Genomic DNA, 15,721 nt, shown 5'->3' with positions numbered 1-15,721 from the left:
TGATGACCCAGATACGGACACTTTCACCGGTGTCAATTCCGTATCGCATCCTCCAACGTAGCGGGAGTATAGCGTTCGCACTTATATTCGTGCTGAGTGGTCAAGGAGGTGCGCTCCCTGAACTTCCCGTAATTGGTGTTGTTGACTCGACTTTTATCGGTGTGATTGCAGTCGCGATTGTACTTATCTTCGTCGGATATGAGACTGCTTATGTTAGACGATTTCAATATAAGCTGACGACTGATAGTCTTGATATCGATTCAGGGGTTCTCTCTCGACGGAATCGTGAGATACCGCTTCGTCGAATCCAGAATGTTGATATCTCTCGGAATATTATCCAACGAGGTCTCAATATTGCCGTTGTTTCATTTGAAACAGCAGGTGGTGAGTCTACGGAGGCGACCTTGCGATTTGTCTCAGCAGAGGAGGCAAAACGGCTGCAACGTGAGGTTGGACGGCGAAAGCATGATAACAGTGATACGCGCACATCAGAGACAGTAGACTCAACCGAACGTGATCCAACTGGTAATAAGGATGAAACCAGCGGTGGTTCACCAGATCGCACAGTAAACGAGCTATTTGTGCTCGATGATGGTGAGTTAGCACTTGTTGGGTTCTTCTCGATTGACCTTCGAGTACCTGGATTACTTGTTGCTGGGCTTTCAACACTTGGTCCCATTTTGACGGGGCTTGTCCCAGCCGCGAGTCCGCTCAGGTCATTGCTCACAGTCATTGGCGGACCATCAGTATTAACTGGTGGTGTTAATGCTTTGCTGGGGCTTTTACCTGTCTTAATTGGGGTTGTTGTTCTTTCGTGGCTGGTTGGTGCCGCCTCAGCCGTGACATCATATTATGGATTTCGGCTAACTGAAACGAGAGGAGAATTGCGGTATGAACGAGGACTTTTTCAGCGCTACGATGGTTCGATTCCATTTGAAAAAATCCAGACACTCACAGTCGAAGATGATCCGCTCAAGCGATACTTTGGATACGCAACACTGTATGTAGAAACAGCAGGATATGCACCTGGACAAAGTGGGAGTGGAGGTCGAGGGTCAGAGGTCGCAGTCCCGCTTGCACAGCGGGATCGAATAGATGAATTAATCAAGCGAATCGAGCCCGTTGACACAATTGAGTTACGGCGTCCACCAAAGCGTGCGCGACGACGATATCTTGTGCGTGCCGGACTCATTGTTGGTGCTGTTATTATTGGATTATATACAATTAGTACTGTCATGTCAATTACGTTCCCGTGGTGGGTTGCGATTGGCTTGCTTCCGGTTGGAGGGATTATCGCCATTGCATTGTGGCGTCATCGAGGTCATTGGATCAGTGAAGACTACTTTGTCACACGAAATGGCGTATTCACACGAGAGACTCGGATTGTGCCGTTATATCGGATACAGACTGTTATTGATACACGAACTGTATTTCAGCGACGACTTGGATTGGCAACGATTATAGCTGATACTGCTGGGTCACGGTCACTTGGTGGAAGTGACGCGCAGGCGGTCGATATCAGTGCTCAGCGTGCGACGACACTTCGGACAGAACTCGAAACGCGTCTTCAGCGGGCGATCCATGCTCGAAAGGATCGGCTTGGGTCAATGTCTACCACAGGTGTATCATCGTCAAAATCATCGTCAAAATCATCGTCAGATACAGTCGCGAATAATAAAGACACGATAGTCACGACTGAGAGTGACAATGGTGGGTCAAAAAGCCAGGTGACTGATACAGATGATAATTCAACTACGCACGATAATGATCAGCTAGTAGATAATCATAATCACAACGATGATTATGGTGGCGATGACGACGGCACTGAAGAGACACGGAGAAGTGAGAATGAAACCAACGATATCAGTAATCCTGAGAGTGGGTCTAGTGAAGAGTCAGAATAGTTTGTACTAATCGGAAGCCATCCCGATATTATCATCACATTTACTAGACGAGTTTATGAGCAATCGAGTGAATTCACCAATCGGTGCCATCGTCTCAGATGAAAGAAACAACGGCATCGATACGTGTTCAATCATGAGGACAGAGTGTTTTAATTAATCGAACAGGCTGTGCGTGTCAAAGCAGTACCCTAATTGTGGTTCAACAAATGGAGTCGTGTGTTCCACGAGGAATATTATGATGAAGAAGAGGAATTGCGCATGCGAGCAGTTTCAATTTCCTGTGTGAACATTTCGGCTGTTTCAGTGATTGACTCAAAATCTCCGGCAGCAATCGCATCCGTATTCATAAGTGCACCGCCAGCCCCGACGACTGCTGCACCAGCCTCAATATAGTCTGCAACATTGTCAATATTGATTCCTCCTGTCGGCATCAACGGAAGATGTGGAAGTGGTCCAGCAATGCTTGAAAGATGTGTTGGTCCAACTGTCGCCGCTGGGAATACCTTCAGAAGGTCCGCACCAGCCTCGTATGCATTAAGCGCCTCTGTCGGGGAGAGGATACCCGGCGCAACGAGCGTGCCATGTCGATTGCATATTTCGAGAATATCAGGATCAAAAGTTGGTCCAACAATGAATTCAGCACCGCTTGTTATCATCTCTTGAGCTGTCGGCGAATCAAGTACAGTGCCAGCCCCAACAATGGCCTCTGAATCGCGAAACGATGCACGGACCTCACTGATAAGGGCAGCTGCATTAGCGTTGTCAGCAGTTATTTCATATGCAGTCACACCACCGTCATGAAGCGCTGTTGCAACGTCAATAATCGTATCCGCATCCGCACCTCGCATAACAGCAACGACACCACTGTCTATCAGTTGATCGAAGACGCTCGATATATTAGTAGTCATCTCGTGCAATCAATATTGATGTCGGGGATATACTGAATGTTGTCCCAACTTAATCATACATCGATTTCTCGATCGCTAACATGAGTTGATATCGATATCAATCAGTCTGTGGGACGGCTCTTGTGCCAGCAAGGAACGCGATGATCGCAATCACCGTGACAACACCGAGGTTGCCCAGTGGGGCTGTTGTTGCCTCTAGATATGTCACTGATCGAATGCCTCGAGCGATATATGTGAGTGGGGATAGACCTAATACAGGGCGAAACCAGACCGGAAGGAGCGATGGGGTGACAAATGTCTCAGAAAGGAATAATAATGGAAGTGCAATAGCGTTCGACGCAGCAATGACCCCATCTTGAGAACCTGCAACACGACCAATAATTGCACCGACTCCACAAAACAATACAACACCAAGAATAATAAATGGAATAATGAATAATGTTGTAAGATTCAGTGGAAGTGTCGTATTGGTCACAAGCACGGATAAGATTAGTAGTAATCCGGCGGCGATACCGATAACAACCACATTGACAAGTGATTGTGCAAGAAGCCATTCACCACGTGATAATGGTGTTGTTGCAAGTTTCTCAAATCGGCTTCCACTGCGATATCGAGCAACAGTACTGCCAACACGAGATAATGGCGTGAATAGCACGACAACGGAGAGATACCCGGCAATATAATATGCTCGAGGCTCAGCAAAAAGACCACCACCTGTCGGTTGTGTTTGCACCAGTGCACCGAATATAACGACGATGATTGCTGGAAAGAAGAAGGTGAAAAATACTGCTGTCCGTCGGCGAAGAAACGCATGCCACGCAGCTGTAAATTCAGCACGAATACGACTATGACGGGTCATTGATCTGACTCCTCTGTGGTTGTTGTAATAGCAGTCTGTGACATAACATTTCCACCAGTATTGACATCGTCAATACGGGGAGCAGTATCCTCATTTGAGTTTGATGTCTTAGTGGTTCTACTCGGGTTGAGTGTCTCACCAGCCAATGCAAGATAAACATCCTCAAGATCAGGCTGCTTCCACGTGAGCGATTCAACAGTCACGGTGGTCATATCAACTGCATCAATAATATCACCGATATCACGGGGACCAACCGATTTGACGACTGTACGAGTGCCTGATACACTGGTTTGAATGTCAAATGACAGTGATGAAAATGCTGTTGAATCAAGCGCAGTTTCGGTCTCAATGATAAGTTTGTTTTCTCCAGCATGGGTGTCAATAAGCGATTGTGGGTCACCGATAGTCAGCAATTGACCGTCATTCAAAAACCCAACACGGTCGGCAAGTCGCTCAACTTCCGTCATTGAATGACTTGTGAGGAAGACAGTCGTCCCACCAGCGGCGAGTGTTTCAAGAAGTGACCAGAGGGAGCGACGACCCGCAGGATCAATGCCGGTCGTCGGTTCGTCTAAGAATAAAACTGCAGGATCATTAATCAATGCGATTGCAACACAAACACGGCGTTGCTGTCCCCCTGAGAGTGTTTCATACCATTGTGTTGTTGAGTCACCACTGAGACCGACATCATCGAGAACCGTTACAGGATCACGGGTATCGTCATATAGTCCTGCATAGTATTCAATGAGTTCGTGTGCTGTCAGTCGACCGGGGGGTGTGAATGATTGCGGGAGTACACCGACTTGTGATTTATCAAGCTTCGTTGGGGTGACTCCACGAATTGATAATTGCCCTCTGACAGTTGTTGTTCCGGTCAGCGCGCGAACAAGCGTTGTCTTTCCAGCGCCATTCGGTCCGACCAATCCAAACATCTCTCCTGCGTCGACTGAAAGTGAAACACCATCAAGTGCTCTTACGTCGCCATATGATTTATACACGTTCTCGGCGACGAGTGCCGCTGTCATGTATATCTATATACAGCATGATATAGTAAACAATTCGAATCACATGAGTTCCAACATGCTGATATCAACTTGATTTGGATTATCTCAGATCGATAATCGGTCTCTTAAGATACTGATAGTGACTATATTATCTATTACAACCACGATAGGTGTAATTGAGAGCCAAGCTTATCCGAACTCCGCCCTAATATTATATATGGATATCATTGTTGTGACGGGTCAAGGAGCGCAACTCCCGATTCAGGCTGGGATTGGTCTAGGCACGTCCCTTGTCGGGTTGCTTGGATTATTCCTTGCAATCGTCACTGTTTATCAAATGGTTGAGATTGTTGATGCATATGAGAAAGAAGCATTAACTGTCTTTGGTGAGTTCCGTCACCTGCTCGAACCGGGGATCAGCTTTATTCCACCGTTCGTTTCGCGAACATACGCGTTTGACATGCGAACGCAGACATTGGATGTCCCCCGACAAGAAGCTATCACGCGGGACAATTCACCAGTCACTGCCGACGCTGTCGTATACATCAAGGTTATGGACGCTAAGAAAGCTTTCCTCGAAGTTGATGATTATAAAAAGGCTGTCTCGAATCTCGCACAGACAACCCTTCGAGCGGTGCTTGGTGATATGGAACTTGATGATACGCTGAATAAGCGGCAAGAAATAAACTCGAAAATTCGCGAGGAGCTTGATGAACCAACAGATGAATGGGGGATTCGCGTTGAATCCGTCGAAGTAAGGGAAGTTAATCCTTCGAAAGAAGTCCAGCAGGCAATGGAACAACAGACCTCTGCAGAGCGTCGGCGTCGTGCCATGATTCTGGAGGCGCAAGGAGAACGCCGATCGGCGGTTGAGCAGGCAGAGGGTGAAAAGCAATCGAATATTGTCCGTGCACAGGGTGAAAAGCAAAGTCAGATTCTTGAAGCGCAAGGAGATGCTATATCAACGGTGCTGCGGGCGAAGTCCTCAGAATCGATGGGTGAGCGTGCCGTGATCGAACGTGGAATGGAGACGCTTGAGTCAATTGGTGAGGGTGAATCAACGACATTTGTTCTTCCACAGGAACTAACCAGTCTACTCGGTCGGTATGGTCGGCAACTAACCAATTCAGACGTACAAGAGGAAGCCGGTCTTGAAAGTCTTGATTTCGATGATGAGACGCGTGAGCTTCTTGGACTCGATGACATTGAGAGGATTCTTGGACAAATTGATGAGGCTGCAGAAATGGATCTCGAAGAACTTGAACAAGAAGCCGAAGCAATCAAAGCAGGAGAGACAAATGATATCAAGGATGCAGATCAGATCACTGCTGAAAAAACCGAAAAAATGCAAGACGGCGAAGCCGAGCGCGCTGTTGAGACCGAGCGTGAGTGAATAAAAAGCCGGGAAAACCGGTAATTAGATACTTGACGTGATGTACTTATCTTCACCATATCGTAAAACTGAGAAATACAACAGGTTTCTTTACCTCTCACCGCATTTTACCCGTCAAAGTAGATCGTACGGTAATTCAGTCTGTCAGTAAATCATAAATTAATTGAAACTCGTATAGATGGGAAATCGCAATATCGACGAAAATAAGCGAGCGACACTGCGACGGTTCGCGACGATTGGTGCTGCGTCACCACTTGCAGTACTCGGTGGAGGAGAGAGGACAACAGATAATACAGGCGCAGAAAGAACACAGGATCATGAACAGACTGGATCAGATAACCGCAATGAGGTTCGTAAGGCAATTGTTGGATATGTTAGCTCAACGCCTGGGGTGCATTTCTCAAAAATTCGCGATGAATTAAAACTCGGGACTGGTGAGACACAACATCATCTCCGTCGGCTTGTTGATGATGGGAAACTCACAATTCACCGCGATGGCGATTACAAGCGATTCTATCTCAGCGGACGGTTTAATACATTTGAACAGGTTGCACTCGGATTTCTTCGCCGAACGACCCCACGGGGTATATTGATTGAGCTATTAAAAGATCCAACAGCAACTGGTGCTGACCTTGCCACAGTTCTTGATGTCTCACAGGCGACGGTGAGCACATACAGTTCAAAGCTTGATGATGCTGGGCTCATATCCCGTACTGACGATTATACAATTAAAGAACCCGAGATAATTCTCACGTTGATACTCAGACATGCAGATTCACTCGGACCAGATGCAGTTGCAATCGCCGATGAGGCGGAAACACTGCTCAAGTACAGTCCACAGGATTGAGACTCATATTCACCTGTCGTTGAGCGTCCTCAGCAGTTAGCTGATTCAAGAGTAACTTTCCATGTTGTTCCTGAAGAGTATCCCCACTTTTCAATGCTAACATCAGTGGTATTGTTGTTAATAATTGCAGACATGTTTGCGCCTACTTCTTTTGCTGAAAGACCAAGTTCGGCGGCGATGAGACGGGATTTGAAATAAGTTTGCTGGTTAGCCTGTTGGATGAGATACTGGTGGATCCGTTGCTGTTTCTCGCTCAACGTCGGTAACTCAGATCGACTCTCAGTTGTACGTCCATCCACGTTCGTTTCTATCTCTGCTTCGGTCTCTGTTTCCGTTGTTGCACTCATATATAATAATACGCACTACACCGTATGAGCGGTTTGGTACAGATACTTAAGTCGCTGCCGTCCGCCGATTAAGTGTAAAATCTGACTCCAGCAAACGGCTTTTTGATGATTGTGAAGTGACTAAAGGTACAATCACTTAATCACATTTGACGCTATCCATCAATATAGTATCGCATAATTCTCTTGTTCCAATTGGATTCCATGGTGAATTACCCCGCCCTACTCACTCGCTTCGCTCGTTGCTTGAGGACGGGGGATTGGTACTCGTATTCAGCCAAACGACCACGGATACGAGTCAACTGACCTGTGGAATTTTCACTGTTTTCTTTAGAGGCATGAGCATGAAGTTGGGTTACATATTGGAGTAGTAGCCAACAAAATCGATTCGTACTTGTTATTGAGACAAATATTTATATGGGTACGTCATTCCGTTTTTGAGCAGTAGAGGATTCTAAGTTAACTTGCGATAACTCAGGGCAAAACGCAGTCAAAAGTCAATCGGCGCTCTGTATGAGAGTCTCACTAATAGATATCTCATCAGTACGTTGATTTATTTTGCATCTCGAGTCAGAAAGTTCATACATCGTGCACTGCCACACACTGGCAATGGAATCCCCGTCTGCCGGGTCAGCGAAGTCAAATGCAACCGGAAGTGATGATGATACTGTCACCACAAGTGCAGACAGACAAACACCACGTGGTGACGAATCACCAGCAGCCGAGGATGATGTGAATATAAGCGTCGTTCTTCCAGCGTATAATGAGGAATCAACACTTGAATCAACAGTCCAGAGGACAATCAGCACGCTTGAGACCTTCTGTGAGCCAACATCGATTGAGATAGTGATTGCTGAAGATGGATGCACAGATAATACACCAGAAATTGCGGATCAACTCGCTGCTTCGGATAGGCGTATCCGACATATGCATAGCGATACACGATTAGGACGAGGAGGTGCACTTGAGCAGGCATTCAACTTCGCAAACGGCAGTGTGCTCGCGTACTTCGATACAGACCTTGCAACTGACATCCGTCATCTTGAGGAACTTATCACCCGGATACAAACCGGTGAGGCTGACATTGCGACTGGATCGCGATGGTTGCCCGAAAACATTGCTGATCGTCCGGCAAAACGCGGTATTCCGAGTCGTGTGTATAATACACTTGTCCGTCTTTTCCTGCGATCAGATCTTCGTGATCATCAATGTGGATTCAAAGCGTTCAGCCGAGAAGCGTTTGAATCACTCCAACCTATTGTTGAGGATAGTCATTGGTTTTGGGATACCGAAATGCTCGTTCGGGCGCAACGAGCGGATTTAACGGTTGTCGAGTTTCCTGTGGAGTGGACATCAAAGGGTGATACAAAGGTTGATCTCGTCCGCGATGTCTTTGGCATGGGTAGTCAGATTCTGCGGACATGGTGGCAGATATCAGTACAACCGCGGCTATCTCCGCGAGTGAGCCTTGGAGCAGGCGCTGTGTTGGCGATTGTTGCACTAGCGCTGATGACGCAGTATATTGATTTCAACACAGTTATTTCTGAAGTTCGCGCCGCTGACCCATGGCTAGTTGTCGCTGCAACGATTGTCTATACGCTGTCATGGCCAATTCGTGGGCTGCGATATCGTGATATTTTATTCGAGCTTGGGTATTATGAGCGCGTTCGGTTTCTTACTGGAGCGGTCTTTATTAGCCAAACGGGGAATCTTGTTTTCCCTGCTCGAGCAGGTGATCTCGTTCGTGCGTATGTGATCAAAGCACGGCGAGGAATTGCGTACCCATCAGGGTTCGCGTCGCTTGCAGCAGAACGTGTATTTGACTTATTGACAATTGCGTCATTAGCTGGGGTCGTCCTGTTAGGATACACGGCAAGTGGTCAAACAGCGACGCTTGCGCAGACAATTATTGATGCTGAGGGTGCTGGTCGCGTGGCTGTTATTGTCTCAATGAGTGTCGGTCTGGTTGCTGTCGCAGCTGTCGGTGGGATTATACTGAGCGCACGGAGTGAGATTGACATTCCATCAGCTGTCGTATATCGGGTGAGCACTGACAGTTATGCTAAGATGGTCGTCAGTGTGATTAATCAGTTTATTGAGGACTTACAGACTGTTGCTGGGACACGTCGTGGATTTGCTCGTGTTGGAGCAACGAGCATCCTCATTTGGTCAATTGATGTCGTAACTGCATTCGTTGTTTTACTGGCATTTACACCTGCGTTAGATACGATACAGCTACTTGCGGTGAGTTTCTTTGCTGTCAGCGTTGGAAATCTCGCCAAAGTTCTTCCATTATCGCCTGGTGGTGTCGGACTGTATGAAGGCGCGTTTACACTGCTTGTCGTTGGACTCACACCAATTACTCCGAGCATTGCGATTGGCGCTGCAGTTGTTGATCACGCTGTGAAGAATCTCATAACGGTCATCGGTGGATATGGATCGATGCTTGGATTAAATGTCTCATTGATGACTGCTGTTGAGGAGACACGTGATGTGCGCAATCGTGATACAGATATATCTGCTGAGGGAGTGACACAAACGGAGACACGCAATCAATAGCCACCGCATCTGTTGATTCTCATAATTTTCACAACAGTTGACATATGCACTGACCGTACTTTTATGCAGAATCGAGGAGAAAGCCTCGCGCTTCAGCGCGGGGAGGATGTCAACAATTGAGTCGACCGGTGGAGGATCACAGTGTGAATACAGTCGCGGGCACATTCGCTTTATTTCTCACCATATCCTCGTCACTGGCGATCATATCATTGATATTTTTCGTCTGAAGACAGAGGAATCCTAAGGTAGAGATATTAGGGTTTGCACAGGTTTGCCGAAATAGGTATGCACATATAATTTTATATTGGGGGGTAAATCGTTTGCATATGGTTCAACCCATCGATGTAAAGATGGATTTTCAGCAGGTGAATTGTCGATGAGTCCCGATTTAGATGCCTTTGACTCCCGTCGTTCAACGGTATACGCACGTACTGGTGTTGTTGCGACAAGTCAGCCATTAGCAGCACAAGCTGGGATTCAATCACTTCAGAGTGGCGGCAACGCTTTTGACGCTGCTGTTGCGACCGCTGCAACGTTGAATGTTGTTGAGCCGATGAGCACGGGGATTGGCGGTGACGTCTTTGCGATGTATCGAACTGCAGATGGTGATGTTGGTGCAATGCGAAGTTGTGGTGGTGCTCCTGCAGCTGCGACTCGTGAGACTATTCGTGATCGTCTCAACACCGAGTCCCCAACAATGCCTAGTTCCGGTCCGCTTGCTGTTACTGTCCCTGGAACTGTCCGTGGATGGGAACGGCTTCTCACGGATTATGGTCAGTATGGGTTTGAAACAGCACTTGAACCAGCGATTACGCATGCAAGTGAGGGATATCCTGTCTCAGAGATTATTGCCGATGCGTGGACGCGTAATGCTGATACGTTTATTGATGCTATCGGTAAGGAAGCTTTCAGTGTATCAGATGGCACTCCATCTGTTGGTGACGTTATTCGACTCCCACATCTTGCTGAAACATTCAAGTCGATTGCTCAGGGCGGTGCTGACGCCTTTTATGAAGACTCACTCGCAACACAGATTGCAAGTGCCGTCCGTGACCGTGGTGGCTTACTTGAGTCGTCTGATCTTGCAGAGTTTGAGGCTGAGTATGTTGACCCGGTTTCAACGACATATCGCGGAGCAACAGTGTATGAGCTCCCCCCGAATAATCAAGGATTGATTGCACTTGAAGCGCTTAATATCGCGTCTAAAGTTGATGCTGGGTCATACGCATATGATTCTGCGGATCGAATTCATTACTATGCAGAATCGTTGAAACGAGCATTCCACGATGGACATCACTACATTACTGATCCGGAATTTGAGTCAATTCCTGATCTCGCTTCATCATCATACGCAGCGAATCGAGCAGAAAGTATTGGTCCATATGCGAGTGATGTTAGCGTCGGCGGACCAGGGATGCCTCCAGAAGATAGTGACACAGTGTTGCTAACGGTCGCTGATAGGGCAGGTAATGTTGTTTCATTAATTAATTCAATCTTTGAGCCATTCGGCAGCGGTGTTGTTGTACCTGACACGGGAATCGTGCTTCAGAACCGTGGTGCGTCCTTCACACTTGACCCATCGCATCCAAACACACTTGAGCCGAAAAAGCGACCGTTTCATACACTCATTCCCGGATTGATCCAATTTGATTCAGATGATTGGGCTGCATTTGGTGTGATGGGTGGATATATGCAACCACAAGGACATCTGCAGGTTCTTGCGAATTTACTTGATTACGGATTTGATTCACAGGCTGCGCTCAACGCACCACGGTGGCGCTACTGTGATGATGGCTCTCTCGCTGTTGAAGAACGATTTGCTGACGGGGTTCTTGGAAAGCTTGCTCGTCGCGGTCATGAGCTAACTGTCCGTCCACCGAGTGCATTTGGTGGTGCTCAGTTCGCTCGCCGTCGTGGCGATGTCCTCTCCGGTGCGACAGACCCCAGAAAAGACGGGACAGCAATCGGATTCTGAATTCTGAGTGTTGACCGCACTGAGTATGAGTATATCCACTGGTGTATCCGAGACGCGGTAGCCAGTATGCTCAATTGTTGTGGTAGTTCACAATGATTATTGCGTCAAAAGACCCCTCTCCTGTAGTATCGTGTCAGACACCAACTGAAGTACCTCACCCACAGTGGCGCGTTCACGCTCCTTTTCGTTTAGAGATAGCCTTCATTAGTCGCCGGTATCAACATCAGCGTCAATATGTTCTGTTGCGGGTGTTTCTGGTGGTCGAAGGGCAAGTGCTGCGATACCGGCGATAACAGCCAATCCCGATCCTACCAGAAAAGCAATTGACCACCCGACCTGATTGATAAGCCACCCAGCAGCAGCTCCTCCAAAGACACCGCCCCACATCTTTCCTGAGTACAGTAATGCATAGTTGGCTGATGAATTGGCACTTCCATAATACGTCCCGATAACGCTAGGGAAGAGTGTGTACTGTGGGCTCCAAAAGAATGTTGTCATGACAACCGCTGCTAGGAATCCGAGTGTCGACCCGTTTTGAGCGAAATAGACGACTGCGGCAAGACCAATCCCACACAATGTGAATGATACCGCCATTGCATGCTCTCGGGGAACCCGATCGGAGAGATCACCAAGGATGAGACGTCCTGCGCCTCCAGCAACAGGTAATAGCGTCGCAGAAGCAGTTGCTGTCACCGCTGTCAATCCAAGCGCATCTGCGAATGAGACGACCTTTGCGGTAAGCATCAACCCTGCTCCGCTGACGGCAATGAACATACCGTACATCACCCAAAACTGCCATGTTCGAAGCACGTCATGCCATCTATATTGTGTCTCATTTGTGCCAGTATCATTCGTTATCTCAGTGTCAGTTTTATCAGATTGATTTTCCTCAGTAGTGGTTGTCCGGCTGTCCGTCCATCCGTCTGGAGGATCACGGAGAATGAGCGCTCCAAGAAAGATACCGAGACCGATAATGACACCGAGCGTCCGAAGAACAAATGGATATGATGTTGCTGTTGCATTCGCTCGGACAAATGGAACTACGAGCGCACTTCCAGCCGCAAATGCCATAGTTCCAACACCGGTAGTCAATCCTGGTCGATCTGGGAACCATTTCAAAGCCGTATTAACCGAAACTGTGTATACAACGCCAACTCCAATTGCACCAAGTGAATAGAGAATATATATCTGCCAGATTGCTGTTGCGTATGCAAGCCCAATATATCCACCCCCGGCTAATACCGCTGCGATGAATGAAATGGCTCTTGGTCCGCGTTTATCTCGCCACCACCCAATGGGAAATTGCGATCCTGCTTGGAAGATCACAAACAAGGTAAACACAGCACCAAGAGCTGGCGGTTGAGCGCCAAATTGAGTAGCCAGTGGTCCTTCAATTGATGACCACACATACTGATATGGACTGACAAGCGCCATGCTCACAGCAGCGCCAAGAAGCAACCACCATCGCGAAAAGCCAAGTTGGTCGCGAGCACGCGATGCATAGTCAATCTGCATAGTATTATTTTTCATCAGGTGAATGTTGATAATAATTAAGAGATAAATGTCTCACAGTCGCATGATATCGGGTATTCCGATCGATAATAATATCCTGAAATAACGATTGTTCAATCATAACTTAGACGCTTGTAATTAATCTTTGTTCTGATAGAATCATCAATAGTGCAACGATACTATATTGATATCAGTGTGGTATGATAGTTTGATACCTCTAGTTAACTCTCAAAGCCATGCGTGATTTTGGAAGCCGGCTTAGTAGGCTGATCTTATTGCTCTTCAAACATATTTAATGACCTGTCTCACTCACAATACTTATTTTGATGAGTAAAAAGAAGCAAATACTGAAGATTATATTTATGATTATTCTCGGTGCATTGATCGATCCGCTATGATCTTATGATCTAATGATCTAATGGTCTAATCATTATTAATCCATAATTATCAACCCTCAGATACTCATCCACGTATCCGGTCAGTACGCTTAAGCCAATTAATATGTTATTCTATAGCAAATGGTTGATGACTCTGAGGTGAATCGACGTCGGTTCTTGCGTGCGACTGGTGCTGTTGCGGCAACGGTTGGCGTCGCTGGATGTTCACAGGGGAGTGACGGGGAGACTGAAACTGAGACACAGACACCCGATGATAGTGGAGGTCCAAGTTCAACGGAATTCTCTCGACCGTCATCATACCCATATTCACCCGGTGAGACAGATGTTCAAAGCGCACGATCTGTCATGGAAGAAGCTGGGTTTGGTCCGGATAACCGATATGAACTCAGCTGGACTCAATATACGAGTCCAACATGGAAGGAAATTGCGAATACGGTTCGTGCTCGGCTTGAGTCTGCATATATCGATATGAGCATCAGTGAGGCAGACTTCGGTGCCCTTCTTGAAACGACTGAAAAGGGAAGTCATGAAGCGTTCACACTTGGTTGGATTGCTGATTATCCTGCTCCACAGAATTTCCTTCAACTTGTCGACCCTGAGAATACGGTTTATGATGCGGATGGATATACCCCAAATGGTGCGCGGTTATTCTGGTCAGAAGACGCGAATACCGATACTCCTATCAGAGAATACATTGCTTCGCAGTTTAATCGAATTCAAGATAACCCTGGGTTAAATGAGAGTGCTGTTCAGACCCGAAACGATGCTGTTGGGAATATAGAAGCCGGATTATGGGAGTCTGCAGCATTACTTCCAATCTATCATAGCGTTTCTGAGCAGTTTTGGTATGATCGTGTCTCATATAATCCGCCTAGCGGCATGGGCGGTTCACGATCAAAAGAGAATGTATCGGTTGATGGAATTATGAGCAAAGACAGACTAAGTGGGACCTCAGCGACATTCAGTGCACTTGACCCAATTGCATCAGGAAATACTGCCTCTGGAGGAAAAATCATGAACATGTTCGATGCGCCAATGAACTATCCGAATGGGGATACTGAGGTTGAACCACTCCTCATCAGTGATTATGAGGTAAGCGATGATCTCACAGAGTATGAATTCACGCTAAAGGAGGGAATTCAATTTCATGGCGACTATGGGGAGGTCACCGCTGATGATGTGGTGTACTCGATTCGACGACTTGTCGAGTCAAACAACTCGACGAACACGTACTTTCCAAATAGCGTCTTAAACATTGAGCGTGAGACTGACGCAGATGGGAATGTTATTCCCGATTCGACAGGGGTTGAGGCAACTGGTGAGTACTCCTTCCGAATCACACTTCAACAACCATTCAGTTACACACTTGAGGTTCTTGCATATTCAGCGTTCTCTGTCATTCCTGAAGGGATTATTGGTGATATTGAGGGGTATGATGGTGAGATGTCACAGACAGAATTCTCCACCACAAACCCAATCGGGACTGGTCCATTCACCTTTGTTGAGTGGAACTCTGGTAATGGTGGCTCATTTACCGTCGATCGGTTTGATGAGTATCATGGACAACAAGCAGCAATTGAGGGTATCGATAGCGCAATTATCACTGATACAACTGCATCGTACAATTACTTCCTAAACGAAAATGCCGATGTTGCAGGGATTCCAACAGCAAAGTACGACCCTGAGAAAGTCTCAATCGAATCAACAGATGGGTCACAGGAATTTGGAACGTACGGTCCACTTGAGAATGATAAGACGGTTAACATGGCTCGCACTCCGACAATTAATACCTTTTATGTCGGATTCCATATGGAGAAAGTTCCAAAAGCAGTTCGACAGGCAATGGCATACGTGACTAATCGTGAGCAATTTGTCGATGATGTATTCAAAGGTCGGGGTGTCCCTGCATATCACCTCACGCCACCACAAGTGTACCCTGGTGGGACCTCGGCGTATAATTCACATTGGCAGGGATAATAAGTAGGGTAGGATATTCGTTTAAACAGTACGTATTACAA

At 47.0% G+C, this 15,721-nt stretch carries 11 protein-coding genes; 6 read left to right on the top strand and 5 right to left on the bottom strand.

What is annotated here, in order from left to right; all coding sequences use genetic code 11:
- Positions 1–2: 2 nt before the first annotated feature.
- Entirely contained in the window at positions 3–1,904 is a 1,902-nt protein-coding gene (locus HQRW_RS02780; protein WP_014555377.1) for a PH domain-containing protein, read from the top strand.
- Positions 1,905–2,137: 233 nt separating this feature from the next.
- Here the strand turns inward: HQRW_RS02780 and HQRW_RS02775 are convergent, their stop codons facing one another.
- The 3 genes from HQRW_RS02775 to HQRW_RS02765 all read right to left on the bottom strand — a co-directional run bounded on the left by HQRW_RS02775 (position 2,138) and on the right by HQRW_RS02765 (position 4,696).
- Positions 2,138–2,812, bottom strand: a complete 675-nt coding sequence (locus HQRW_RS02775) for a bifunctional 4-hydroxy-2-oxoglutarate aldolase/2-dehydro-3-deoxy-phosphogluconate aldolase (RefSeq protein WP_014555376.1) — start codon at positions 2,810–2,812, stop codon at positions 2,138–2,140.
- A 97-nt stretch (positions 2,813–2,909) separates the two neighbouring features.
- On the bottom strand, positions 2,910–3,671 hold the full coding sequence (locus HQRW_RS02770; protein WP_011570776.1) for an ABC transporter permease: 762 nt from the start codon (positions 3,669–3,671) through the stop codon (positions 2,910–2,912).
- Positions 3,668–4,696: an ABC transporter ATP-binding protein gene (locus tag HQRW_RS02765; protein ID WP_014555375.1), complete on the bottom strand. Its 1,029-nt coding sequence runs from the start codon at positions 4,694–4,696 to the stop codon at positions 3,668–3,670. The genes HQRW_RS02770 and HQRW_RS02765 overlap by 4 nt, the downstream gene beginning before the upstream one ends.
- Positions 4,697–4,892: 196 nt before the next feature.
- Between HQRW_RS02765 and HQRW_RS02760 the strand changes: the two genes are divergently transcribed.
- Together HQRW_RS02760 and HQRW_RS02755 are read left to right on the top strand one after the other, a co-directional pair.
- Positions 4,893–6,068, top strand: coding sequence for an SPFH domain-containing protein (locus HQRW_RS02760; RefSeq protein WP_014555374.1), 1,176 nt, complete (start codon positions 4,893–4,895; stop codon positions 6,066–6,068).
- A gap of 178 nt (positions 6,069–6,246) precedes the next feature.
- Positions 6,247–6,915 (top strand): winged helix-turn-helix transcriptional regulator, encoded by a 669-nt coding sequence (locus tag HQRW_RS02755; protein ID WP_014555373.1) that lies wholly within the window; start codon positions 6,247–6,249, stop codon positions 6,913–6,915.
- A gap of 29 nt (positions 6,916–6,944) precedes the next feature.
- On the opposite strand, the gene HQRW_RS02750 is transcribed toward HQRW_RS02755, so the two are convergent.
- Positions 6,945–7,262, bottom strand: coding sequence for a DUF7123 family protein (locus HQRW_RS02750; protein WP_014555372.1), 318 nt, complete (start codon positions 7,260–7,262; stop codon positions 6,945–6,947).
- A gap of 606 nt (positions 7,263–7,868) precedes the next feature.
- On the opposite strand from HQRW_RS02750, the gene HQRW_RS02745 reads away from it, so the two are divergent.
- Both HQRW_RS02745 and ggt read left to right on the top strand, forming a co-directional pair.
- Positions 7,869–9,818 carry a flippase-like domain-containing protein gene (locus HQRW_RS02745; protein ID WP_014555371.1) on the top strand — a complete coding sequence of 650 codons (1,950 nt, stop codon included), beginning with the start codon at positions 7,869–7,871 and terminating at the stop codon, positions 9,816–9,818.
- A gap of 376 nt (positions 9,819–10,194) precedes the next feature.
- A complete protein-coding gene (gene ggt / locus HQRW_RS02740; RefSeq protein WP_014555370.1) occupies positions 10,195–11,793 on the top strand; it encodes a gamma-glutamyltransferase in 1,599 nt (532 codons plus the stop codon).
- 204 nt (positions 11,794–11,997) lie between these two features.
- On the opposite strand, the gene HQRW_RS02735 is transcribed toward ggt, so the two are convergent.
- Positions 11,998–13,308 carry an OFA family MFS transporter gene (locus tag HQRW_RS02735; protein ID WP_014555369.1) on the bottom strand — a complete coding sequence of 437 codons (1,311 nt, stop codon included), beginning with the start codon at positions 13,306–13,308 and terminating at the stop codon, positions 11,998–12,000.
- 515 nt (positions 13,309–13,823) lie between these two features.
- Between HQRW_RS02735 and HQRW_RS02730 the strand changes: the two genes are divergently transcribed.
- On the top strand, positions 13,824–15,680 hold the full coding sequence (locus HQRW_RS02730) for an ABC transporter substrate-binding protein (RefSeq protein WP_014555368.1): 1,857 nt from the start codon (positions 13,824–13,826) through the stop codon (positions 15,678–15,680).
- The last annotated feature ends 41 nt before the right edge of the window (positions 15,681–15,721 follow it).

The organism is Haloquadratum walsbyi C23 (assembly GCF_000237865.1).
GTDB classification, from domain to species: domain Archaea; phylum Halobacteriota; class Halobacteria; order Halobacteriales; family Haloferacaceae; genus Haloquadratum; species Haloquadratum walsbyi.
The sequence above is the reverse complement of the archived record's forward strand: the minus strand, read 5'-3'. Positions and strand labels throughout refer to the sequence as shown.